Below are 21,599 nucleotides of genomic sequence, written 5' to 3'. Positions count from 1 at the left end.
TCGAGGTTACCGGGGATCGCGACCCGGTCGAGAGCCCGGCAGGTGTACCGCGTCACCTCGCGGGCGCGTCGACGCTGGTCAGGCGGGCATTCCGCGCCGCACAGATCGACCGGCGAGGAACCACAGGGGTCCCGCGCGCGTCGAGGCACCGCCCGTCGCCGTCCCCGGAGGTCCGCCGTGCCCACCATGACCACCCGCTCCGCCCGCCGCCGAGCAGGTGGAGTGGCTGCTCGCCCTCGGCGGCCCCACCCAGGCACAGGAGGCTTTGCCTACGGTTTCGCGGCCCCATCCACAGGCATTGCTTCCTATGCTGAGGGGGCGGCCGCGCCGGAGAGTCAGTGCACGTTGCGCAGCTCGGCGAAGATCGTGGTGTCCTCGCCGTGGCCGGTCTTCACGACCGTGTCGCCGTGCAGGCTCAGCAGCTCGGCCCGGATCGAGTTCACGATCGTCGGGTGGTCGCTGAATGACCGCCCGGTCGCCCCGGGCCCGCCGCAGAACAGCGTGTCGCCCGTGAAGACCGTCCGTAGGTCCGCCGCGTGCAGGCAGGTGCTGCCCGGCGAGTGACCCGGGGTGTGCAGCGCGACCAGCCGGGTGCCGGCGACGTCGAACCGGGTGCCGGCCCGCAGCTCCTCGTCGGGCCCGGCGTCCGGGTGGGTCATGTCCCAGAGCATCCGGTCGGCGCTGTGGAACCAGACCGGGGCGCCGGTGGCCTCGCGCAGCGCCGGCGCCGCGGTGATGTGGTCGTTGTGCCCGTGGGTGAGCACGATCGCGGTGACCTTCCGGCCACCGATCGCCTCGACGATCGGCGCGGCGTCGTGCGGGGCGTCGATGACCAGCACCTCGTCGTCGTTCCCGACGAGCCACACGTTGTTCTCGACGTCGAAGTCCTGCCCGTCGAGGCTGAAGACGCCGGGGACGACGAGCTTGTCGATGCGGGGCGCCATCAGAACACCACCACGCTGCGCAGCACCTCGCCGTGGTGCATCTTCTCGAACGCCGCCTCGACGTCGTCCAGGCCGATCGTCTCGCTGACGAAGGCGTCCAGGTCGAAGCGGCCCTGCAGGTAGAGGTCGACCAGCATCGGGAAGTCGCGGCTGGGCAGGCAGTCGCCGTACCAGGAGGACTTGACGGCCCCGCCGCGGCCGAAGATCTCGATGGCCGGCAGCGTGACCTCCATGCCCGGCGTCGGGACGCCCACCATGACGACGCGGCCGGCGAGATCGCGGGCGTAGAAGGCCTGCTCGAACACCTTCGGGTGCCCGACGGCATCGATGGCGACATCGACACCGAAGCCGCCGGTGAGCGCCTTGATGGCCTCGACCGGGTCGGTCTCCTCCGAGTTCACCGTGTGCGTGGCGCCGAAGCCCTTGGCCCACTGCAGCTTCCGGTCGGAGATGTCGACGGCGATGATCGTCGTCGCCCCGGCGAGCTTCGCCCCGGCGATCGCCGCGTCACCGACGCCGCCGCAGCCGAACACGGCCACCGTCTCACCGCGCTGCACGCCACCGGTGTTGATCGCCGCGCCGACGCCGGCCATGACGCCGCAGCCGAGCAGACCGGCGGCCGTCGGGGGCGCGGCCGGGTCGACCTTGGTGCACTGGCCGGAGTGGACGAGCGTCTTCTCCGCGAAGGCGCCGATGCCCAGCGCCGGGGAGAGCTCCGTGCCGTCGGCGAGGGTCATCTTCTGGGCGGCGTTGTGGGTGTTGAAGCAGTACTGCAGCTGCCCCTTGCGGCAGGCGCGGCACTCCCCGCACACGGCCCGCCAGTTCAGGACGACGTAGTCGCCGACGGCGACGTTCGTGACGCCCTCACCGACGGACGAGACCACGCCGGCCGCCTCGTGACCCAGCAGGAAGGGGAAGTCGTCGTTGATGCCGCCCTCGCGGTAGTGCAGGTCGGTGTGGCAGACCCCGCAGGCCTGCACGTCGACGACCGCCTCACCCGGGCCCGGATCGGGGACCACGATCGTCTCCACCGTGACCGGCTGTCCCTTGCCGCGGGCGACGACGCCCTTCACCTCGTAGGCCATGGGAGGAGCCTAGGGGCACGATTCCCAGGTGGCGGGTCCGCTCTCGACTACAGCACGGGGGGTAACTGGCCGATCACGGGGGAGTGTTGAGCGCACGATCAAACGCGGAACACCGTACCGTGCCACCGATCGCGAGGTTCATCACAGTCGCATCAAGGCTTCGCCCAGCCGGGCGAGTCGTTCCCGTCCTCGGAGGTAGTTCCCCGTGGCAGTACCCAGCTTCCTGGCACGCGAGCGCATCGTCGCCAAGCCAGGCTTCAACCGGTGGTTGATCCCACCAGCGGCTCTCGCCGTGCACCTCAGCATCGGCCAGGCCTACGCCACCAGCGTCTACAAGGTGGCCCTCGTCGAGCACTTCAACGCCAGCCTCACCGAGATCGGCATCATCTTCTCGCTGGCGATCGTCATGCTCGGCGTCTCGGCCGCACTCTTCGGCACCTGGGTTGACAAGAACGGCCCCCGTGCCGCGATGGCCACCGCCGCCGTCTTCTGGTCGGCCGGCTTCATCGTGGGCTCCCTCGGCATCTTCACCAACCAACTCTGGCTGGTCTACCTCGGCTACGGCGTCCTCGGCGGCATCGGCCTGGGTATCGGCTACATCTCGCCGGTCTCCACGCTGATCAAGTGGTTCCCGGACCGGCCGGGCCTGGCCACCGGCATGGCCATCATGGGCTTCGGTGGCGGTGCCATGGTGGCCTCGCCGCTGTCCCGCCAGCTGATGAACTGGTACGACGACGACTACACCGGTGCGGCCGGTGAGGTCGCCAGCGGCAACTCCGTCGGCTTCCTGTTCCTCACCCTCGGTCTGGTCTACCTGGTGTTCATGCTGTTCGGCGCCTTCATCGTGCGGGTGCCGGCCGCCGACTGGCGGCCGCACGGCTTCGACCCGGCGACCGTCAAGCAGAAGTCGCTGGTCACCACCGAGAACGTGTCGGCCAACAACGCCATCAAGACGCCGCAGTTCTGGCTGCTGTGGACGGTGCTGTTCTGCAACGTGACCGCGGGCATCGGCATCCTCGAGCAGGCCGCCCCGATGATCCAGGACTTCTTCCGCGAGGGCGGGACGTCCGCCGTGGCCGCCGCCGCCGCTGCCGGCTTCGTCGGGTTGCTGTCGCTGTTCAACATGGCCGGCCGCTTCGTGTGGTCCTCCACGTCGGACTACATCGGCCGCAAGCCGATCTACATGGTCTACCTGGGCGTCGGCATCGTCCTCTACATCGGGCTGGCCACCATCGGCAGCAGCGCCGTCTGGCTGTTCGTCGCGCTGGCCGCGGTCATCATCAGCTTCTACGGCGGTGGGTTCGCGACCGTCCCGGCGTACCTGCGCGACCTGTTCGGCACCTACCAGGTCGGCGCCATCCACGGCCGGCTGCTGACCGCCTGGGCGGCTGCGGGCATCGCCGGACCCCTGATCATCAACGGCATCCTGGACATGCAGGGGGAGCCGGGGAATCTGGTTGCCTCCGACTACCGACCCGCCCTGTTCATCATGGTCGGCATCCTGGCCGTCGGCTTCGTCGCCAACCTGCTGATCAAGCCGGTCGCCGAGAAGTACTTCGAGCCCAAGCCCACCGACGTCCCTGAGGCGGCGTCCACGACCGGAGACCGGAGCCTGACCCGATGAGCACTGCACGCACCGACGACCGCGGGCCCCAGGAGGGCTCCAAGGGCCTGGTGGCCTTCGCCTGGACCCTGGTCGGCATTCCGCTGGTCTACGGCCTCTACAACACGGTGAAGGCGGCCAGCGCCCTCTTCACCGGCTGAACCACCTGACCACCCGCGACGGCGGGGATCCCTCCGGGGGTCCCCGCCGTCGTGGTTTCTCCGGGGACCTTCTGGACAGAAGTCCCTATCGCAGCGGGCGCAGGGGGAGGTGGCCGGACAGGTCGGCACGGTTGCCGCTGGCGGTGAGCTTCCCTTCGGCGACGGCGGTGGCCCAGTCGAGGGCACCGGTCGCCAGGCGGAGCCAGGTCGCCGCGTCGGTCTCCACGACGTTGGGCGGCGTCCCGCGGGTGTGCCGCGGCCCCGGGACGCACTGGACGGCGACGTGCGGGGGCACCCGCAGCTCCACGGAGCGCCCCGGCACCTGCTGGGCCAGCCAGCGGGCGCTGGTCTTCACCGCCACCCCGACCACCGCGCGGGGCGGCTGCTCGGCTCCCCCGGCGAGCCAGGCCCGCACCGGGTCGACCGCGGCGCGCAGCTCCTCGGCGGGGATCGGGCCGGCCGCGGGCATCAGGAGGTCGGGACGGTGCCCGCCGGGACGGAGCCGACCGTGACCTCCGGCCTGCCGAACAGGGCCGGCAACGTGGCCGTCCAGGCGGCCCGCAGCTCGTCGACGGGCAGCTCGAGCAGATCCCCGACGGCCAGCGCGCCACCACCGGTCGTCCCCAGTTCGGTGACCGGCACCCCGGCCCACCGGGCCGTGGTCTTCACGCCGCCGGGGTCGGACGTCGTGATGACCGCGCGGGCGGTGGACTCGCTGAACAGGGCGGTGAACGGGTCTAGGGCGGCGGGGAGGTTACCCAGCTCCAGCCGGGCGCCGACGCCGTAGCGCAGTGCGGACTCGGCCAGCGCCTGCGCCAGGCCGCCGTCGGCGAGGTCGTGCGCGGAGCTGACCAGGCCCTCCCGGCCGAGTGCGGCCAGCAGGTCGCCCAGCGCGCGCTCGGCGGCCAGGTCGACCGCCGGTGGCCGCCCGCCGAGATGGCCGTGCACGACGCTCGCCCAGGCGGATCCGCCGAGCTCGGCCGCCGTGGTCCCGAGCAGCAGCACCGTCTCCCCCGGCACGCGCCAGCCGGACGGCACGCGGGTGCGGACGTCGTCGTGCACGCCCAGGACGCCGATCACCGGCGTCGGGTTGATCGCCACGTCGCCGGTCTGGTTGTAGAGGCTGACGTTGCCGCCGGTGACCGGCAGGCCCAGCTCCCGGCAGGCGTCGGCGAGACCGCGGACTGCCTGCGCGAACTGCCACATGACCTCGGGGTTCTCCGGGGAGCCGAAGTTCAGGCAGTTGGTGACCGCCAGCGGCTTCGCCCCGGAGACGGCGACGTTGCGGTAGGCCTCGGCGAGGTTGAGCTGCGTCCCGGTGTACGGGTCGAGACGGGCGTAGCGGCCGTTGCCGTCGAGGGAGAGCGCGATGCCGCGGTGGCTCTGCTCGTCGATCCGCACCACGCCCGCGTCGTCGGGCTGGGCGAGCACGGTGTTCCCGCGGACGTAGCGGTCGTACTGCTCGGTCACCCACGTCTTGTCCGCGCCGTCCGGGCTGCCGACGACGGCCAGCCAGTGCGCCTGCAGCTCCGCCCCGGTCTGCGGCCGCGGCAGCCGGGCGGGGTCGTCGGCCCGGAGCGCGTCGAGGTCGGCCGGGCGCTGCATCGGCCGCTGGTAGACCGGGCCCTCGTGCGCGACCGTCCGCGGCGGGACGTCGACGATCCGCTCGCCGTGCCAGTCGACGGTGAGCCGGTCGCCGGCGGTGACCTCGCCGATGACGGTGGCCAGCACCTCCCACTTGCGGCAGACGGCGAGGAAGGCGCCGACCTTGTCCGGCTCGACGATCGCGCACATGCGCTCCTGCGACTCGCTCATCAGGATCTCGGCGGGCGTCAGGGTGCTGTCCCGCAGCGGCACGGTGTCGAGGTCGACGTGCATGCCCCCGGTGCCCGCGCTGGCCAGCTCGGACGTGGCGCAGGACAGGCCGGCGCCGCCGAGGTCCTGGATGCCCGTGACGAGGTCCGCGGCGAAGATCTCCAGGCACGCCTCGATGAGCAGCTTCTCGGTGAACGGGTCGCCCACCTGCACGCTCGGGCGCTTGGCCGGGCCCTCGGCGTCGAACGTCTCGCTCGCCAACACGGAGACGCCGCCGATGCCGTCGCCGCCGGTGCGGGCGCCGAACAGGATGACCTTGCTGCCCACGCCCTCGGCCTTGGCCAGCCGCACGTCCTCGTGCTTCATGACGCCGACGCACAGCGCGTTGACCAGCGGGTTGCCGGCGTAGCAGTCGTCGAAGAGCAGCTCGCCGCCGATGTTGGGCAGGCCCAGGCAGTTGCCGTAGCCGCCCACGCCGGCGACGACGCCGGGCAGCACCCGGGCGGTGTCGGGGGCATCGGCCCGGCCGAACCGCAGCGAGTCCATGACCGCGATCGGGCGCGCGCCCATGGTGAGGATGTCGCGGACGATGCCGCCCACGCCGGTCGCCGCGCCCTGGTAGGGCTCGACGTAGCTCGGGTGGTTGTGCGACTCGACCTTGAAGGTGACCGCGTAGCCGTCCCCGACGTCGACGACGCCGGCGTTCTCGCCGATGCCGACCAGGAGGGCGTCGCTGGGCGGGAGGTCGCCGAACTGCCGCAGGTGCACCTTGCTGGACTTGTAGGAGCAGTGCTCGCTCCACATGACGCTGTACATCGCCAGCTCGGCGGTGGTGGGCCGGCGGCCGAGGATCTCCTTGATCCGGGCGTACTCGTCGGCCTCGAGGCCCAGCTCCGCATAGGGCTGCTCGTCGTCGGGGGTGCTTTCCGCCAGGTCGACGGTATCGAGCCGGTTGCCCAACCGGCCCGGGCCGGTGTCGAGCTCGGAGAGGCCCGCGGTGGCGCTGGCCTGACCCGCCGTTCCGTCGCCGCTCACGCGCTCACGACCGCCTTCAGGACGCTGGTGAAGAAGCCGAGGCCGTCGGTCGACGGTCCGGTGAGGTCCTCGATCGCGTGCTCGGGGTGCGGCATGAGCCCCACCACGCGGCCGTCCGCGCCGGTGACGCCGGCGATGTCGCGGCTGGACCCGTTGGGGTTGCCGCCGACGTAGCGGAACACGACGCGGCCCTCCCCCTCCAGGCGGTCGAGGTCGGCGTCGGCGGCGACGTAGCGGCCCTCGCCGTTCTTCACGGGGATCACGATGCGCTGGCCGGTCTCGTAGGCGTGCGTCCACGACGTGTCGGCCCGCTCCACCTGCAGCACCTGGTCGCGGTTGCGGAAGTGCAGGTGGCTGTTGCGGGTGAGCGCCCCCGGCAGCAGGCCCGCCTCGCACAGCACCTGGAAGCCGTTGCAGATGCCGAGCACCGGCATGCCCTGCTTCGCGCGGTCGACGACGTCCTGCATCAGGGGCGCGCGCGCCGCGATGGCTCCGGCGCGCAGGTAGTCGCCGTAGGAGAACCCGCCCGGGAGGACGACGGCGTCGACGTCCTTCAGGTCGTGGTCGGCATGCCACAGGCTGATCGGGTCACCGCCGGCCAGGCGCACCGCGCGCGCGGCGTCGACGTCGTCCAGGGAACCCGGGAAGGTGATGACACCGATGCGCACAGCGGTCTCTCTCAGTCGGTGGGGAGGTGCAGCTCGACGTCCTCGATGACCGGGTTCGCCAGCAGTGTCTCGGCGATCTGCTTCAGCTCCGCCTCGTCAGGGGTGCCGTCGACCTCGAGCACGAAGTGCTTGCCCTGGCGGACGCTCGTGATGCTGTCGTGGCCGAGCCGGCCCAGCGCTCCGAGCACCGCCTGCCCCTGCGGGTCGGAGATCTCCGGCTTGAGGACCACGTCGACGACCACCCGGGACACGCCGACGAGGGTACCGGGCCGTGGCCGGCCCTCGGCACGCGCGGCCCGGGAGAAGCACCACCCTTCGACTGCGACGAACTCGTGGCCATCACGGCCTCGATGACCACCAGTACGTCGCACTCGTCCGTCAGCTGCCGGACAGGGCGCCGGCGAGCAGCCCGACCACCGCGGCCTGACGACCGAGGACGTCGGCCGAGCTGAACCGCAGGACCCGCCACCCGGCCAGCACGATTCCGTTCTGCCTGCGGAGATCGTTCACGAAGACCCGCCGCTCGCGGTGGACGTCCCCGTCGAACTCCACGAGGACCCGCCGCTCCGGCCACGCCATGTCCACGCTCGCCACGAACCGGCCGGAGTCGTCCCGGACGACGTGCTGGAGCACCGGGCGCGGCAGCCCCGCCTCATGGATCAGCCACCGGAGGACCGACTCCATCGGCGAACCGGCCAGCGGGTCGCCGATGGACATGACTGCCCGGGCCCGGGCGGCACCTCGGCGTCCGCGGGACCGTCGGACGATGTTCGGGAACTCGTCCGCTGGGAATCCCCCGGCCAGCATCTGGTCGGTCACCGCGAGCAGCGCCCCCGGCGGCAGCACCGCCGCGAGATCGATCCAGGTCCGGCTGGGCGAGGTGACCAGGAGACCGCTGAGGCGACGCGTCTCCGGAGCCGGCACAGCGGCGGCGTGGACGACGCGATCGGCGCGGGACCGCACGCGACGCTCCACGGGCACGGACAGGTGCACTCGCCGGTCGTCGGCCACCAGCGGCACCTCATAGCCCCACAGCGCTGCAGCCGTCAGGTGGCTGAGGACCGCCTCGGGAGGTGCGCCCAGGAGGACGGCGTCGATGCGCTGCCGCAGCACGTCGCTGGCAGCTCGCGGCAGGTAGGTGTCCCGCGACATCCGGACGATCCCCGCGTGCCGCAGCTGCCAGTCGCTGATGCCGGCCGAGCGGGCCCCGGCGCGGTTGGTCGGCACCAGCACGCGCGGCGGGACGGGCGGGGTCGGCACGGGCGCAGCCTGCCGGGCGGCGGCCGTCGCCCGCTGGGCTCGTCCACAGGCCCAGCGAGTGCGACGGAGTCGTGGCGATCAGCGGCTGACGGCCACGAGTTCGTCGCACTCGGCGGGGGACGTGCGCACCGGCGGGCCGGGTCAAGCGAAGCGGCGGCCGGTCAGCTGCTCGTAGGCCGTCACGTAGCGCTCGCGGGTCGCGGCGACGACGTCGGCGGGGAGCTCCGGCGGCGGCGAGACGCGGTCCCAGCCGGACGACGTCAGCCAGTCGCGCACGAACTGTTTGTCGTACGAGGGCTGCACCGAGCCCGGAGCCCACGTGCCGGCCGGCCAGAAGCGCGACGAGTCGGGGGTGAGCACCTCGTCGCCGAGCACCAGGCCCTGCCTTCCGTCCGCGGAGTCCGGGGCCAGCCCGAACTCGAACTTGGTGTCGGCCAGCACGATGCCCGCGCCGGCCGCGATCTCAGCACCCCGCCGGTAGAGCGCCAGCGTCAGCTCGCGCAGCTCGGCGGCCCGGGCCGCGCCGACGGCGGCCTCCACGGCCGCGAAGTCGATCGCCTCGTCGTGCTCCCCCACCTCTGCCTTGGTCGACGGCGTGAACACCGGCGACGGCAGCCGGGAGCCCTCGACCAGACCGGACGGCAGCGCCACGTCGCGGATGGATCCGGTGCGCTGGTACTCCACCGTCCCCGACCCCGACAGGTAGCCGCGGGTCACGCATTCCACGGGCAGCATCTCCAGCCGCCGCACGAGCATCGCCCGCCCGGCCACCGACGTCGGCACCCCGTCGTCCGCCCCCGGAGCCGCCGACACCAGGTGGTGGGACGCCCCGAACGACGACAGCACCGGGGCCAGCTGCTCGAACCACCACACCGACAGCTGGGTGAGCACCCGCCCCTTGTCGGGGATCTGCGTGGGCAGCACGTGGTCGTAGGCCGAGATCCGGTCCGACGCCACGAGCAGCAGCCGGTCGGATCCGGCGTCGTAGATCTCCCGCACCTTGCCGCGGGCGACGAGGGGCAGGTCCATCACGAGGTCACCGGCTCGCTCCTCGCCCGGCGGAGCCGGTCGATCACAGAACCGCTCACGACAGTGCGGCCAGCCGGTCGAACAGCGGACCGAGGTTGGCCACGTACTGCTCCGGCCGGCAGATCTCGTCCAGCCGCGCCTCGTCCAGCGTCAGGCCGGACGACGAGGCGCGCTCCCGCAGCGTCTCGCGGAACGGCGTCCCGCTCTTCCAGGTCTCCATCGCGGCTGACTGCACGAGTGCGTAGGCGTCCTCGCGGGACGACCCGCTCTCCACCAGCTCCAGCAGCACCGACGAGGTGTAGATCAGCCCGCCGGTCGACTCCAGGTTGGCGCGCATGCGCTCGTCGTCCACCACCAGGTTCTCCACCAGCCCGGTGGTCAGGTGCAGCAGGTAGTCGGTGGTGATCGCGGCGTCGGGCAGGAAGACCCGCTCGGTGGACGAGTGCGAGATGTCGCGCTCGTGCCACAGCGGGATGCCCTCCATCACCGGCACGATCGCCGCCCGCACCACGCGGGCCAGCCCGGCGATGCGTTCGGAGCGGATCGGGTTCTTCTTGTGCGGCATCGCGCTCGAGCCCTTCTGGCCCGACCCGAACGCCTCCGACAGCTCGCGCACCTCGGTGCGCTGGCCGTGCCGCACCTCCAGGGCGACGGCCTCGCAGACCGTCGCGATGATCGCCAGCGCGGAGACCCACTCGCTGATCGAGTCGCGCAGCACCACCTGGGTCGAGGCCTCGGCCGGCCGCAGGCCGAGGGCCTCGGCCACGACGACCTCCACCGACGGATCGATCAGCGAGTACGTGCCGACGGCGCCGGAGATGGCGACGACGCCGACACGCTCGCGCGCCGCCCGCAGCCGGTCCCGCGAGCGAGCCGCGGCGAAGGCGAGGTCGGCGACCCGGTGCCCCCACACGTCCGGCTCGGCGTGCACGCCGTGGGTGCGGCCCACCTTGATCGTGTCCCGGTGCGCCAGCCCGTGGTCCCGCAGCACCGCCACCAGCCGGTCGGCCTTGGCCAGCAGCACGTCGGTGGCGTCGGTGAGCTGCACCGCGAGCGCCGTGTCCAGCAGGTCCGACGACGTCATGCCGTGGTGGACGTACGCGGCCGCCGAGCGCGGTTCGGTGTTGTCGGCCCACGCCGTGAGGAAGGCGATGACGTCGTGCTGCGTCGTCTCCTCGATCTCCGCGACCCGCTCCGGGGCCGGCGGCGGGGCGTTGCGCACCGGTTCGACGACGTCGGCGGGGACCCGTCCGGCTGCCGCGTGGGCCTCGAGGACCAGGGTCTCGACCCGGCACCACAGCTCGTACTTGTGCTGGTCGCTCCAGACGCGCCCCATCTCCGGGAGCGTGTAGCGCTCGATCATGCGGGTACCGCCTGCCACTGCTCAGCTCGTCGCACCACGGGGGCATTGTCCCGCAGGGCTGGCGGGGACCCCGCTGTGGGGCTTCGATGATCGTCCAGGTCCCTACTGCCCGCCCCGGAGGTGCGCGATGCTGCGCCGCGCCAACGACCTGACCGCGCGGGCGCGGGAACGCATCCGCGCCGCCCGGGAGCACGATCCGCACGCGTGGTACGACCGGTTCGCCCACGACCACACCTTTCCGCACCACGACGACGGGCCGGCGACCGACGTCCCGCCCGGCGACGGTTCCGAGGCCGACGGCGAGGACCGGATCCGCCTGGGCAGCCCAGAGCCGGGGGCCCCCGATCTGGACGGCCCGCTGGGCCCCGGCGGGGTCAGCGGCCCGCCCGGGGGCGGGCCGCCGCGCCGCCGCGGCGACCGGGACCGCGGCCTGGTCCCGACCCACCGGCGCGGGCACGTCGAGGACGGCGTGCCGACGGCGCTGCGCACGGCGGCCGCGTGGTCGTGGCGGGTGCTGATCGTGCTGGCCGGCCTGTACGCGCTGCTCTACGCGATGGCCTACGTCGCCGTCGTCGTCGTGCCGGTGATCGTGGCGCTGCTGCTCGCCGCCCTCCTGCAACCGGGCGCGGCGGCGCTGGTGCGGCACGGCTGGCCGAGCTCGCTGGCCGCCTTCGCGATGCTGCTCGTCGGCCTGGGCGTCGTCGCCGGAATCATCACGCTGGTGGTCAACCGGGTCATCGCGGGGTTCGCCGACCTGGCCAACCAGGTCAGCGAGGGGCTCGAGCAGGTCGAGAGCTTCGTGGTCCGCAGCTTCCCGATCACGGCGAACCAGCTCGAGGAGGCGGTCGGCCAGGCGCAGGAGTTCCTCGTCAGCAACGAGGAGGAACTGGCCACCGGGGCGATCACCACCGCGACGACGGTCGGCGAGGTCTTCACCGGCATCGTCCTGGCGCTGTTCACCCTCTTCTTCTTCCTCAAGGACGGCCGCACCATCTGGCTGTGGATGGTGGGCCTGTTCCCCGGCGGGTCGCGCGCCTACCTCGACGAGGCGGCCCGGCGCTCGTGGCGCACGTTGATCTCCTACGTGCGCGCGACGGCGGTGGTGGCCCTGGTCGACGCCGTCGGCATCGGCATCGGGCTGGCGGTGCTCGGGGTGCCGCTGGTCATCCCGCTGTCCGCGCTGGTGTTCCTCGGCGCGTTCATCCCCATCATCGGGTCGTTCCTCGCCGGCACGGTCGCGGTGCTGGTGGCGCTGGTCGCCGTCGGCCCGATCAAGGCGCTCATCGCGCTGGCCGTCGTCGTCCTGGTGATGCAGCTGGAGGGGCACGTCCTGCAGCCGCTGCTGCTCGGGCGCGCCGTGCACGTGCACCCGCTGGCGGTCGTGCTCGCCATCGCTGCGGGGCTGCTGGTCGCCGGCATCTTCGGTGCCCTCATCGCGGTGCCGGTGGTCGCCTGCGGAAACGTGGCCGGCACCTACCTGAGCCGCCGCCACGAGGGGCCGCGCCCACCCGAGCCTCGTCCCGGACGCGCCCGCCCGGTGGTCAGCGCCGGCTGACGAGGCGCCGGACAGCCCCGGGACGGCGGTCGGTCGGCAGGGTGACATTCGTCGGCTTCCGCGCCGCCCTCCGCTCCTCGGTCGCTGGCGCTCCCTGCGATGCTCACGCGGCTGTCAGCCGACGGCGACCCGGCCCTCGACGGCGGCCAGCGCGATGTCGGTGCGCCAGTGCGCGTCGGCGAGCCGCACCCCGGCGACCCGTTCGTAGGCGGCCTGCCGGGCCGCGGCCAGGTCCGCGCCCACCGCGGTGACCGCCAGGACGCGGCCGCCGGCGGAGAGCACCGTGCCCTCCGGGTTCACCGTGGTCCCGGCGTGCAGCACGCCGTCGCCGTCCGCGCCGGTGATCGGGTCGCCGGTCCGCGGCGCCTCCGGGTATCCCGGCGCGGCGACGACGACGGTCACCGCCGCCCCGTTCCGCCAGCGCAGTGGCGGGTGCCCGGCGAGCTCCCCGGTCGCGGCGGCGTGCAGCAGCCCGGCCAGCGGGTTCTCCAGCAGCGGCAGCACGACCTGCGTCTCCGGGTCGCCGAACCGCGCGTTGAACTCCACCACGCGCACGCCGCGCGAGGTCAGCGCCAGCCCGGCGTAGAGCAGGCCGGAGAACGGCTCCCCACGCCGGGCCATCTCGTCGACGGTCGGCTGCAGGACGGTGGCCAACACCTCCTCGACCAGGCCGGCCGGCGCCCATGGCAGGGGCGCGTACGCCCCCATGCCACCGGTGTTCGGGCCGGCGTCGCCGTCGTCGCGGCGCTTGTGGTCCTGGGCCGGGAGCAGCGGCAGCACCGTCGTCCCGTCGGTGACGGCGAACAGCGACACCTCCGGCCCGTCGAGGTACTCCTCCACCAGCACCGAGCCGCCGGCGTCCAGCACCCGGCGGCCGTGGGCGGCGGCCGCCGCCCGGTCGGGGGTGACGACGACGCCCTTTCCGGCGGCCAGCCCGTCGTCCTTGACGACGTAGGGGGCGCCCCCGGTGAGGGCCGCGACCTCGTCGAGAGCGGTCTCCAGCTCGGGGGCCCCGCCCACGGCCCACGACCGGGCCGTCGGGACGCCGGCCGCCGTCATCACGTGCTTGGCGAAGGACTTGCTGCCCTCCAGCTGCGCGGCCTGCGCCGACGGCCCGAAGCAGGCGATGCCCGCCTCCCGGACCGCGTCGGCCGCACCGGCCACCAGCGGGACCTCCGGCCCGATGACCACCAGATCGGCGGACCAGCCGCGGGCGACGTCGGCCACCGCCACCGGGTCGGCCACCACGAGCGTCTCCCCGCCGGGCGGTGGCGGAGCCACCCCCCGCGTCCCGGCGTTCCCGGGCGCGCAGGCGAGCGCACCCACCGCAGGGTCGGACTGCAGAGCCACGCACAGGGCGTGCTCCCGGGCACCGGAGCCGATCACCAGCACGCGCACGAGCGGCGACCCTACCGACCGCCGCCGGAGAAGTGCTGTCCCGGCGGTCCGCCCCATCAGCCACAGACACACCAGGTGATTTCGACCACATCCGGCACCCATGCTCGCTGGTCAGCCCCGGGGCCGCCGGAAAAGTGCGCGACCGGTTGCCTCCAGTTCGCCCCTGATTCATCCGATTCCTGTGTTGTGGGAGTCATGCGCGCGACCGAGTCGTTGGCGAGCAAGCCAGTGACACGCCTTCCCCGGCCCGTCGTCATCGGACACCGCGGAGCCCCGGCCTACCGGCCGGAGCACACCGCGGCCAGCTTCGAGCTGGCCATCGACCTCGGAGCCGACCTGATCGAGCCCGACGTGGTGGTCAGCCGCGACGGCGTGCTCGTCGTCCGACACGAGAACGAGCTCTCGCTGTCCACGGACGTCGCCGAGCACCCTGAGTTCGCCGACCGCCGCACCACCAAGGTCATCGACGGCGAGCTGTGCACCGGCTGGTTCACCGAGGACTTCACCTACGCCGAGCTGCGCATCCTCCGCGCCGTCGAGCGGATGCCGGCGCTGCGCCCCACGAACACCGCGTACGACGGCAGGTTCGGCATCCTCACCCTCGCCGATGTCGTCGAGCTGGCCCGCTGCCGCTCCACCGCCGAGCGGCAGGTGCGGGTGCTCGCCGAGCTCAAGCACCCGCAGTGGGCGGCCGATCTCGGCCTGCCGATGGGCGAACTGGTCGCCGGCGACCTGCGGCGCCTCGGCGCCGACACCGCCGACGGCACGGTGCTGATCCAGGCGTTCGACGCGTCGGTGCTGCGCGAGCTGCGCGCCCGGCTCGGCGACGGCGGACCGCAGATGGCCCAGCTCGTGGGCGACGCCCCGGCGAGCGATGCCCTGGTGTCCCCCTCCGGCCTGCGCGAGATCTCCACCTACGCCCAGGCGGTCGCCCCGAGCCGGGACCGGGTCCTGGCCAGCGCCGCCGAGCACGCGCTCACCGGCACGCCGCACCTCGTGCACCAGGCGCACGCAGCCGAACTGGCGGTGTTCTGCTGGACGCTGCGGGCGGAGAACGCCTTCCTGCCGGCTCACCTGCGCCGCGGGGACGCCCCGAACGCTCTCGGCGACGCCGTCGGGGACGCGCTGCAGCTGCTCAACCTCGGCGTCGACGGCCTGATCACCGACTCCCCGGACCACGCCGTCCGGGCCCGCACCGCCATCAGCGCCCAGCTGGTCTGATCGCCCCGACGACGGGGGCCCGCAGGGTCTCCAGAGGAGGGGCGAGGAGCCGCGCGGAACAGCAGGGACGGCACCAAGTCGCGGGACGTGACGGAGGCCGCCCCGCGAGGCGGTCCTGACGAAGGGCGGCCGAAGGCCTCCCTGAGGAGGGCCGGCAACGGCTCAGCTCAACAAGGACGGCACCTGGCCGCGGTGTCGTCCGGCAGGACGACAGACAGCATGGCCGCGGTGTCGTCCGGAGGACGACAGAGACCTAGCCGATCAAATCGTGGATCACCACGTTCTCGTCGCGACCGGGACCTACACCGATGACGCTGATCCGGGCGCCGGAGAGCTCCTCGAGCCGCCGCACGTAGGCCTGCGCGTTGGCCGGCAGCTCGTCGAAGGTGCGGCAGTGCCGGATGTCCTCGAACCAGCCTGGCATCTCCTCGTACACCGGCTTCGCGTGGTGGAAGTCGGTCTGCGTCATGGGCATCTCCTCGTGCCGGACGCCGTCGACCTCGTAGGCCACGCAGATCGGCACCGTGTCCAGACCCGACAGCACGTCGAGCTTGGTGAGGAAGTAGTCGGTGATCCCGTTGACCCGGCCGGCGTACCGCGCGACGACGGCGTCGAACCACCCGCAGCGGCGGTCGCGGCCGGTGGTCACGCCGACCTCCCCGCCCTGCGTGCGCAGGTACTCGCCGTGGGCGTCGTGCAGCTCGGTCGGGAACGGCCCCGACCCCACCCGCGTGGTGTAGGCCTTGAGGATCCCGACCACGCGCTCGATGCGGGTCGGGCCCACACCCGCGCCGACGGCGGCGCCGCCGGCCGTCGGGTTGGACGACGTCACGAAGGGATAGGTCCCGTGGTCGACGTCGAGCAGCGTGCCCTGGGAGCCCTCGAGCAGCACCCACTCGCCGGCGTCGAGGGCCTTGCCCAGCAGCAGCCGGGTGTCGACGATGCGGTGCTTGAGCGCCTCGGCGTAGCCGGTGTACTCCTCGACGACCTCGTCGACGTCGATCGCCTTCCGGTTGTAGACCTTGACCAGGATCTGGTTCTTCTCCTGGAGCGTCCCCTCGAGCTTCTGGCGGAGGATCGACAGGTCCAGCAGGTCCTGCACCCGGATGCCGGCGCGGGCGACCTTGTCGCCGTAGGCGGGCCCGATGCCGCGGCCGGTGGTGCCGATCTTGCGCTTGCCCAGGAAGCGCTCGGTGACCTTGTCGAGGGCCCGGTGGTGCGGCATGATCAAGTGCGCGTCGGAGGAGATGACCAGCCGCGAGGTGTCCACTCCCCGCGCCTCCAGCCCGGCCAGCTCGCCGATCAGCACCTCGGGGTCGATGACGACGCCGTTGCCGATGACCGGGGTGCACCCGGGGGTCAGGATCCCGGACGGGATCAGGTGCAGGGCGTACTTCTCCCCGTCCGGAGTGATCACCGTGTGGCCGGCGTTGTTGCCGCCCTGGTAGCGGACGACGTAGGGCACACGGCCGCCGAGCAGGTCGGTGGCCTTGCCCTTGCCTTCGTCGCCCCACTGGGCACCGATCAGCACGACAGCGGGCATCGGGTCCTGGTTCTCCTTCGTGCTCGGGGTGGTGGATGGGTCGGTTGCGGGGTGGGTCGGTTGCGTGCCGGTGACGCGGGTCGCTGGCCCGCCACCCCGGGGGTTTCCGGTGGGCCAGGTGGCAGGGTATCGGCATGTCGTCGGTCGAGCTGGACCTCCGCCGTCTGGAGCCAGGGGAGGCGCCCCGCGCGAGCCAGCTGGAGACGGTGCCCACCGCCGCGTCGCTGGTGGTGCGGGGACCGGTCGCCGGGCTGTCCGCGGCGCTCGCGGCCCTGCTCAAGGCCGGTCGCACGGCGGAGGTGCCGGTGACCTGGGAGCCGGGCGCGGACAGGGCCTCGGTGACCCTGGCCCGTGAGCTGGGCATCGGCAGCGGTGCGCCGCGGGACCTCACCCTCGTCCGCGACGACCACGGCGGAGTCCTGCTGCACCACGGCCGCATCGAGGCCGCCGGCCAGGGCCGCCGGTCGCTGTCGCGGCGGCTGGGCCTCCAGGCGCACCACGACGACATCAGGGTGGCCGACGGCGAGATCACCCGGGTCGACGTCCGCCCCGACTGGACCGCGGTCGACACGATCGGCGTGACCGTGATGACGCTGCCGCTCCGCCCGACCCGGCACACCAGCGGGCGCGCGCTGCAGGTCGCCTCCGACCCGGCCCGGATCGTGCGGGACGGGGTGCCCTACGTGCGGCCGGTCCACCGGTGGACCTGGTACGCCGACGACCGGGTGCGGTGGCGGCTGCAGCCTTGAGCGGAGCGGCCTCACCGGTACCGCTCGCGGATCCCGGTGAGGCCCTGCAGCCGGCCGGGCGCGTCGTGGACACTGGAAGGCCATCCGACCGCCGAGGAGGACCAGCTGCCGACGCCCTGCCATCCCGTCGGGTCGCCGTACCGGTGATCGGCGACCGCCTGCCCGCGTTCGGCCACCTCCCGGCCCGGGCGCCCCAGCGACGGTCGTTCCTGGCCCGTGCCCTGGCTCGGCCGAGCCTGCCCGCCGTGGTCGGCCTGGTGGTGGTCGTCCTATTCTTCGCGTTCGCCGCGCCGGGCCTGGTGAGCCCGTTCGGCCTGGCCACGGTGCTGGACACCGCCGCGCTGCTCGGGATCGGCGGGGTCGCGGTCGCGCTGCTGCTCGTCGCCGGCCAGTTCGACCTCTCGGTCGGGGTGATCGCCGTCGCCAGCTCGCTGCTCACCGCGCTGCTCATCGAGGTCGCCGGCTGGAGCACCGTCCCGGCGCTGGCCGTCTCCCTGCTCGCCGCCCTCTCGGTCGGGGTGGTCAACGGCGTGCTCGTGGTGAACACCGGTCTGCCCAGCTTCCTGGTCACCCTGGCGACCTTCCTGATCCTCCAGGGCACCTCCCAGGCCGGGTCGCAGGCGGTCGCGGGCGCCACCCGGGTCGGCGGCCTCGACCAGGCGCGGGGCTGGTCGTCGGTGGTCACCCTCTTCGACGGGTCGATGCAGGTGGGCAACGGCCGGTTCAGCGTGTCCGTCCTGTGGTGGCTGGCGCTGACCGCACTGGCCGCGTGGGGGCTGTGGCGCACCAAGTTCGGCAACGCGGTGTTCGCGTGCGGCGGCGCCCGTCAGGCCGCGCACGAGCTGGGCGTGCCGGTGCGCCGGACGACCGTCGCGCTGTTCTGCCTCACCGCCTCCGCGGGCTGGCTGCTCGGCACCATCACCCTCGTGCGGTTCGGGAGCGTGCAGGCAGGCGGGACGGTGGGCATCCTGAGCGGCATCGACTTCATCGTCGTGGCGGTGATCGGGGGGTGCCTGCTCACCGGTGGCTACGGCTCGACGATCGGCGCCGCCGTCGGCGCCCTGCTGTACGCCGTCGCCCGGCAGGGGATCACGCTCGCCGGCTGGGATCCGCGGTGGTTCCAGGCGCTGCTGGGCGCGCTGCTCCTGATCGCACTGGTGGCCAACGGCGTGGTGCGCCGCCGGCTGAAGGCGGTACCCCGGTCGTGAGCACCGCCTCGTCGGCACCGGAGCCGGCCGTCCCCACCCCGGGGCTGGAGATGCGCGGGCTCACCGTCCGGCACGGGAACGTGCCCGCCCTGGCGCGGGTCAGCGCGACCCTGATGGCGGGTGAGATCACCTGCATCCTCGGCGAGAACGGGTCGGGGAAGTCCACCGTGGTCTCGGTGCTCTCGGGGCTGCGCCGGCACGACGAGGGTGAACTGCTGGTCGGTGGGCAGCCGGTGCGGTTCCGCTCGCCCCGGCAGGCGCGGGACGTCGGCATCGCCACCGTCTGGCCGGACCTGGCGGTCGCCCCGCTGCTCTCGGTCTGGCGGAACTTCTTCCTCGGCGCGGAGCCGACCCGCGGGGTGTGGCCGCTGCGCCGGCTGGACATGGACGCGGCCCGCGAGACCACCGTGCGCGCGATGGCCCGGGTCGGCGTCACCGGGCTGGACCCCGATCAGCCGGCGAGTGCGCTGCAGGCCGGGGAGCGGCAGAGCCTGGCCGTGGCCCGCGCACTGCACTTCGGCGCGCGGGCGCTGATCATCGACGAGCCGGAGACCCCCATCACGGTCGCGCGGCAGACGCTGTTCGGGCAGGCGATCCTCGCCGCACGGGCGCAGGGGCTGGCGGTCGTGGTCGTCACGAACAACCCGCGCTACGCCCACCTCATCGGTGACCGGTTCCTGCTGCTCGCGCACGGGCACGTGGCCGGCAACCTCACCCGGGACGACGTCGACGCCGACGTCCTCACCGCCCTGATGGCCGGCGGCGAACGGCTGAACGCCCTGACCGACGCCCTGACCGCCCTGCACCCCGAACTCGGCGAGCGCTGAGGCGGTCACGGAGCTCGGGGTGCAGGGCCTCAGGTGAAGAGGCTGACGCCGCCGGGGCCGACCAGGAGGCCGAGCACGATCAGCACGATCCCCGGCACGATCTGCTTGCGGACGAGCGCGACGATGCCGGCGACCACCAGGACGACGGCGAGGATCCAGAGCAGCGTGGCCATGTGACTCCCTCTCTGTTCCAGGCGCCCAGCGGCACCGAGTACGGAGAGTGGTGACCATGACGATCCGATGACAAACCTGCTCGGCCGATCCCCCGCTCATACGGGTGAGCGAAGGTTTCGGAGCGGACGCCTGGTTACCGTAGGTGAGGTCAGGCTCCCAGTGCCGGGTCGCAGTCCCGGAGCAGCTGCCGGCAGCGCTCGGCCTCCGCGGTCTCACCGATCGCCTCGGCCGCCGTCGCCAGCACGGTGACGCAGCGCAGGAACCCCCGGTTGGGCTCGTGCGACCACGGCACCGGGCCGTAGCCCTTCCAGCCGTTGCGACGCAGCGCGTCCAGCCCTCGGTGGTAGCCGGTGCGCGCGTAGGCGTAGGCCTGGACGGTGTCGCCGAGGGCCCGCTCGGTGCGGTTCAGCGCCTCCTCGGCCAGGCCGGCCCAGACCGCGCTCACCGTCGGGTGGTGCGCGGCGGCCTCGGCCAGCGTGGCGCCCTCGGCGAGTTCGGCGTCGGCCTCGGGCGTCGGGGGCAGCAGGGTGGCCGGCGGCTCGCCCAGCAGGTTGCCGTGGGAGTGCGTCACTCGACCTCCTCGCTGGCGCTCGTCGGTCCTGCTCCGCAGCGGGCTGTGCTCATTGATGACCTCGCGAGCTCGGTCACGCTCACGCGCCCTGGGACTGGCCGGCGGACAGCAGGTGTTCGCAGGCCTCGACGACGCGGGCGGCCATGTTCGTCTCGGCGGCCTTGAGGTAGCTGCGCGGGTCGTAGGCCTTCTTGTTGCCGACCTCGCCGTCGATCTTCAGCACGCCGTCGTAGTTGCTCAACATGTGGCCGGCGATCGGCCGGGTGAAGGCGTACTGGGTGTCGGTGTCGACGTTCATCTTCACGACGCCGTAGGACAGCGCCTCGCGGATCTCCGACTCCGCCGAGCCGGACCCGCCGTGGAAGACCAGGTTGAACGGCTTGGCGCCCTCGCCCAGGTCGAATTCCTCGGCCACCAGCGCCTGACCGCGCTGCAGCACGTCGGGGCGGAGCTTCACGTTGCCCGGCTTGTAGACGCCGTGCACGTTGCCGAAGGTGGCAGCGAGCAGGTAGACCCCCCGCTCCCCCAGCCCCAGCTGCTGGGCGGTGCGCAGGAAGTCGCCGTCGGCGGTGTAGAGCTTCTCGTTGATCTCGGCGACGACGCCGTCCTCCTCGCCGCCGACGATGCCGATCTCCAGCTCGAGCACGATCTTGGCCGCGGCGGACTTCTCCATGAGCTCCTCGGCGATGTCGAGGTTCTCCGTGAGCTCGATGGCCGAGCCGTCCCACATGTGCGACTGGAACAGCGGCTCCTGACCGGCGTCGACCCGGTCCTTCGACAGCGCGATCAGCGGGCGGACGTAGGAGTCGAGCTTGTCCTTGGGGCAGTGGTCGGTGTGCAGGGCGACGTTGACCGGGTACTTCTCGGCGACGACGTGGGTGAACTCGGCGAGCGCCACCGCACCGGTGACCATGTCCTTGACCCGGGTGCCCGAGCCGAACTCCGCCCCCCCGGTGGAGAACTGGATGATCCCGTCGCTGCCGGCGTCGGCGAAGCCGCGCAGCGCCGCGTTGACCGTCTCCGAGGAGGTGCAGTTGATCGCCGGGTAGGCGAAGCCGCCCTCCTTGGCCCGGTTGATCATGTCGGCGTAGACCTCAGGGGTCGCGATGGGCATGAGCGTGCACTCCTCGCATCGGTTACGGCTGTACGGCGCGGTACGGCTGACGTCGGCGCTCAGTATCCCGCCGCGCCCCCCGGCCGCGACACCACGGGTTGCCGGTGCCCCCGACCGGGCGACAGCGCGGTCAGTCGGCGGGCTCCGCCACGAGCAGCGGCAACGCCGCGACGACGTCCCCTCGCTCGACCCGCCGGGCAGCCGGCGTTCCGCGGCAGAGCACGGCGAGCAGCCCTGCGCGTCGTCGCTCCACCCGGTCCCCTCCGTCGCCCGGGC

General features: G+C 72.9%; 22 protein-coding genes. 7 read left to right on the top strand and 15 right to left on the bottom strand.

Annotation, left to right across the window (positions count from 1 at the left end; all coding sequences use genetic code 11):
- Nucleotides 1–335 precede the first annotated feature (335 nt).
- A complete protein-coding gene (locus QOZ86_RS03440) occupies nucleotides 336–944 on the bottom strand; it encodes an MBL fold metallo-hydrolase (RefSeq protein WP_284490552.1) in 609 nt (202 codons plus the stop codon).
- Entirely contained in the window at nucleotides 944–2,029 is a 1,086-nt protein-coding gene (locus QOZ86_RS03435; protein ID WP_284490551.1) for an S-(hydroxymethyl)mycothiol dehydrogenase, read from the bottom strand. Before QOZ86_RS03435 ends, QOZ86_RS03440 begins: the two co-directional genes overlap by 1 nt.
- Before the next feature lie 205 nt (nucleotides 2,030–2,234).
- Here QOZ86_RS03435 and QOZ86_RS03430 point away from each other — a divergent pair, with 205 nt between their 5' ends.
- Nucleotides 2,235–3,653: an OFA family MFS transporter gene (locus tag QOZ86_RS03430; RefSeq protein ID WP_284490550.1), complete on the top strand. Its 1,419-nt coding sequence runs from the start codon at nucleotides 2,235–2,237 to the stop codon at nucleotides 3,651–3,653.
- Entirely contained in the window at nucleotides 3,650–3,793 is a 144-nt protein-coding gene (locus QOZ86_RS03425; protein ID WP_284490549.1) for an MFS transporter small subunit, read from the top strand. Before QOZ86_RS03430 ends, QOZ86_RS03425 begins: the two co-directional genes overlap by 4 nt.
- Nucleotides 3,794–3,878: 85 nt before the next feature.
- Here QOZ86_RS03425 and QOZ86_RS03420 read toward each other — a convergent pair whose 3' ends face one another.
- The 7 genes from QOZ86_RS03420 to purB all read right to left on the bottom strand — a co-directional run bounded on the left by QOZ86_RS03420 (nucleotide 3,879) and on the right by purB (nucleotide 10,963).
- Entirely contained in the window at nucleotides 3,879–4,262 is a 384-nt protein-coding gene (locus QOZ86_RS03420) for a sterol carrier family protein (RefSeq protein WP_284490548.1), read from the bottom strand.
- On the bottom strand, nucleotides 4,262–6,643 hold the full coding sequence (gene purL / locus QOZ86_RS03415; RefSeq protein WP_284490547.1) for a phosphoribosylformylglycinamidine synthase subunit PurL: 2,382 nt from the start codon (nucleotides 6,641–6,643) through the stop codon (nucleotides 4,262–4,264). The genes QOZ86_RS03420 and purL overlap by 1 nt, the downstream gene beginning before the upstream one ends.
- On the bottom strand, nucleotides 6,640–7,311 hold the full coding sequence (gene purQ / locus QOZ86_RS03410; RefSeq protein ID WP_284490546.1) for a phosphoribosylformylglycinamidine synthase subunit PurQ: 672 nt from the start codon (nucleotides 7,309–7,311) through the stop codon (nucleotides 6,640–6,642). The genes purL and purQ overlap by 4 nt, the downstream gene beginning before the upstream one ends.
- 11 nt (nucleotides 7,312–7,322) lie before the next feature.
- Nucleotides 7,323–7,562: a phosphoribosylformylglycinamidine synthase subunit PurS gene (gene purS, locus QOZ86_RS03405; protein WP_284490545.1), complete on the bottom strand. Its 240-nt coding sequence runs from the start codon at nucleotides 7,560–7,562 to the stop codon at nucleotides 7,323–7,325.
- Nucleotides 7,563–7,689: 127 nt separating this feature from the next.
- On the bottom strand, nucleotides 7,690–8,571 hold the full coding sequence (locus tag QOZ86_RS03400; RefSeq protein WP_284490544.1) for an endonuclease domain-containing protein: 882 nt from the start codon (nucleotides 8,569–8,571) through the stop codon (nucleotides 7,690–7,692).
- A 141-nt stretch (nucleotides 8,572–8,712) separates the two neighbouring features.
- Entirely contained in the window at nucleotides 8,713–9,600 is an 888-nt protein-coding gene (locus tag QOZ86_RS03395; protein WP_284490543.1) for a phosphoribosylaminoimidazolesuccinocarboxamide synthase, read from the bottom strand.
- Between the two features lie 55 nt (nucleotides 9,601–9,655).
- Nucleotides 9,656–10,963, bottom strand: a complete 1,308-nt coding sequence (gene purB / locus QOZ86_RS03390; RefSeq protein WP_284490542.1) for an adenylosuccinate lyase — start codon at nucleotides 10,961–10,963, stop codon at nucleotides 9,656–9,658.
- 127 nt (nucleotides 10,964–11,090) lie between these two features.
- Here purB and QOZ86_RS03385 point away from each other — a divergent pair, with 127 nt between their 5' ends.
- Complete coding sequence (locus tag QOZ86_RS03385; protein ID WP_284490541.1) at nucleotides 11,091–12,518, top strand: AI-2E family transporter; 1,428 nt, start codon at nucleotides 11,091–11,093, stop codon at nucleotides 12,516–12,518.
- Between the two features lie 114 nt (nucleotides 12,519–12,632).
- Here the strand turns inward: QOZ86_RS03385 and purD are convergent, their stop codons facing one another.
- The gene (gene purD / locus QOZ86_RS03380) at nucleotides 12,633–13,916 is read right to left on the bottom strand and encodes a phosphoribosylamine--glycine ligase (RefSeq protein WP_284490540.1); all 1,284 of its coding nucleotides are present in this window, start codon (nucleotides 13,914–13,916) and stop codon (nucleotides 12,633–12,635) included.
- Between the two features lie 228 nt (nucleotides 13,917–14,144).
- Between purD and QOZ86_RS03375 the strand changes: the two genes are divergently transcribed.
- Nucleotides 14,145–15,137: a glycerophosphodiester phosphodiesterase family protein gene (locus QOZ86_RS03375; RefSeq protein ID WP_284490539.1), complete on the top strand. Its 993-nt coding sequence runs from the start codon at nucleotides 14,145–14,147 to the stop codon at nucleotides 15,135–15,137.
- A gap of 253 nt (nucleotides 15,138–15,390) precedes the next feature.
- Here the strand turns inward: QOZ86_RS03375 and QOZ86_RS03370 are convergent, their stop codons facing one another.
- Nucleotides 15,391–16,680, bottom strand: coding sequence for an adenylosuccinate synthase (locus QOZ86_RS03370; protein WP_284490538.1), 1,290 nt, complete (start codon nucleotides 16,678–16,680; stop codon nucleotides 15,391–15,393).
- 134 nt (nucleotides 16,681–16,814) lie between these two features.
- Between QOZ86_RS03370 and QOZ86_RS03365 the strand changes: the two genes are divergently transcribed.
- The 3 genes from QOZ86_RS03365 (at nucleotide 16,815) to QOZ86_RS03355 (ending at nucleotide 19,464) form a co-directional block, all read left to right on the top strand.
- On the top strand, nucleotides 16,815–17,429 hold the full coding sequence (locus QOZ86_RS03365) for a hypothetical protein (protein ID WP_284490537.1): 615 nt from the start codon (nucleotides 16,815–16,817) through the stop codon (nucleotides 17,427–17,429).
- Between the two features lie 143 nt (nucleotides 17,430–17,572).
- The gene (locus QOZ86_RS03360) at nucleotides 17,573–18,637 is read left to right on the top strand and encodes an ABC transporter permease (protein ID WP_284490536.1); all 1,065 of its coding nucleotides are present in this window, start codon (nucleotides 17,573–17,575) and stop codon (nucleotides 18,635–18,637) included.
- Nucleotides 18,634–19,464, top strand: coding sequence for an ATP-binding cassette domain-containing protein (locus QOZ86_RS03355; protein ID WP_284490535.1), 831 nt, complete (start codon nucleotides 18,634–18,636; stop codon nucleotides 19,462–19,464). Before QOZ86_RS03360 ends, QOZ86_RS03355 begins: the two co-directional genes overlap by 4 nt.
- A 29-nt stretch (nucleotides 19,465–19,493) precedes the next feature.
- Here QOZ86_RS03355 and QOZ86_RS03350 read toward each other — a convergent pair whose 3' ends face one another.
- The 4 genes from QOZ86_RS03350 to QOZ86_RS03335 form a co-directional block, all read right to left on the bottom strand.
- Entirely contained in the window at nucleotides 19,494–19,637 is a 144-nt protein-coding gene (locus QOZ86_RS03350) for a GPGG-motif small membrane protein (RefSeq protein ID WP_284490534.1), read from the bottom strand.
- 149 nt (nucleotides 19,638–19,786) lie between these two features.
- Complete coding sequence (locus tag QOZ86_RS03345; RefSeq protein ID WP_284490533.1) at nucleotides 19,787–20,209, bottom strand: DUF3151 domain-containing protein; 423 nt, start codon at nucleotides 20,207–20,209, stop codon at nucleotides 19,787–19,789.
- A gap of 79 nt (nucleotides 20,210–20,288) precedes the next feature.
- Nucleotides 20,289–21,323 carry a class II fructose-bisphosphate aldolase gene (gene fbaA, locus QOZ86_RS03340; RefSeq protein WP_284490532.1) on the bottom strand — a complete coding sequence of 345 codons (1,035 nt, stop codon included), beginning with the start codon at nucleotides 21,321–21,323 and terminating at the stop codon, nucleotides 20,289–20,291.
- Between the two features lie 130 nt (nucleotides 21,324–21,453).
- On the bottom strand, nucleotides 21,454–21,576 hold the full coding sequence (locus QOZ86_RS03335) for a hypothetical protein (protein ID WP_284490531.1): 123 nt from the start codon (nucleotides 21,574–21,576) through the stop codon (nucleotides 21,454–21,456).
- Between the last annotated feature and the right edge of the window lie 23 nt (nucleotides 21,577–21,599).

This window comes from Blastococcus capsensis (assembly GCF_030165005.1).
Classification (GTDB): domain Bacteria; phylum Actinomycetota; class Actinomycetes; order Mycobacteriales; family Geodermatophilaceae; genus Blastococcus; species Blastococcus capsensis.
The sequence above is the reverse complement of the archived record's forward strand: the minus strand, read 5'-3'. Positions and strand labels throughout refer to the sequence as shown.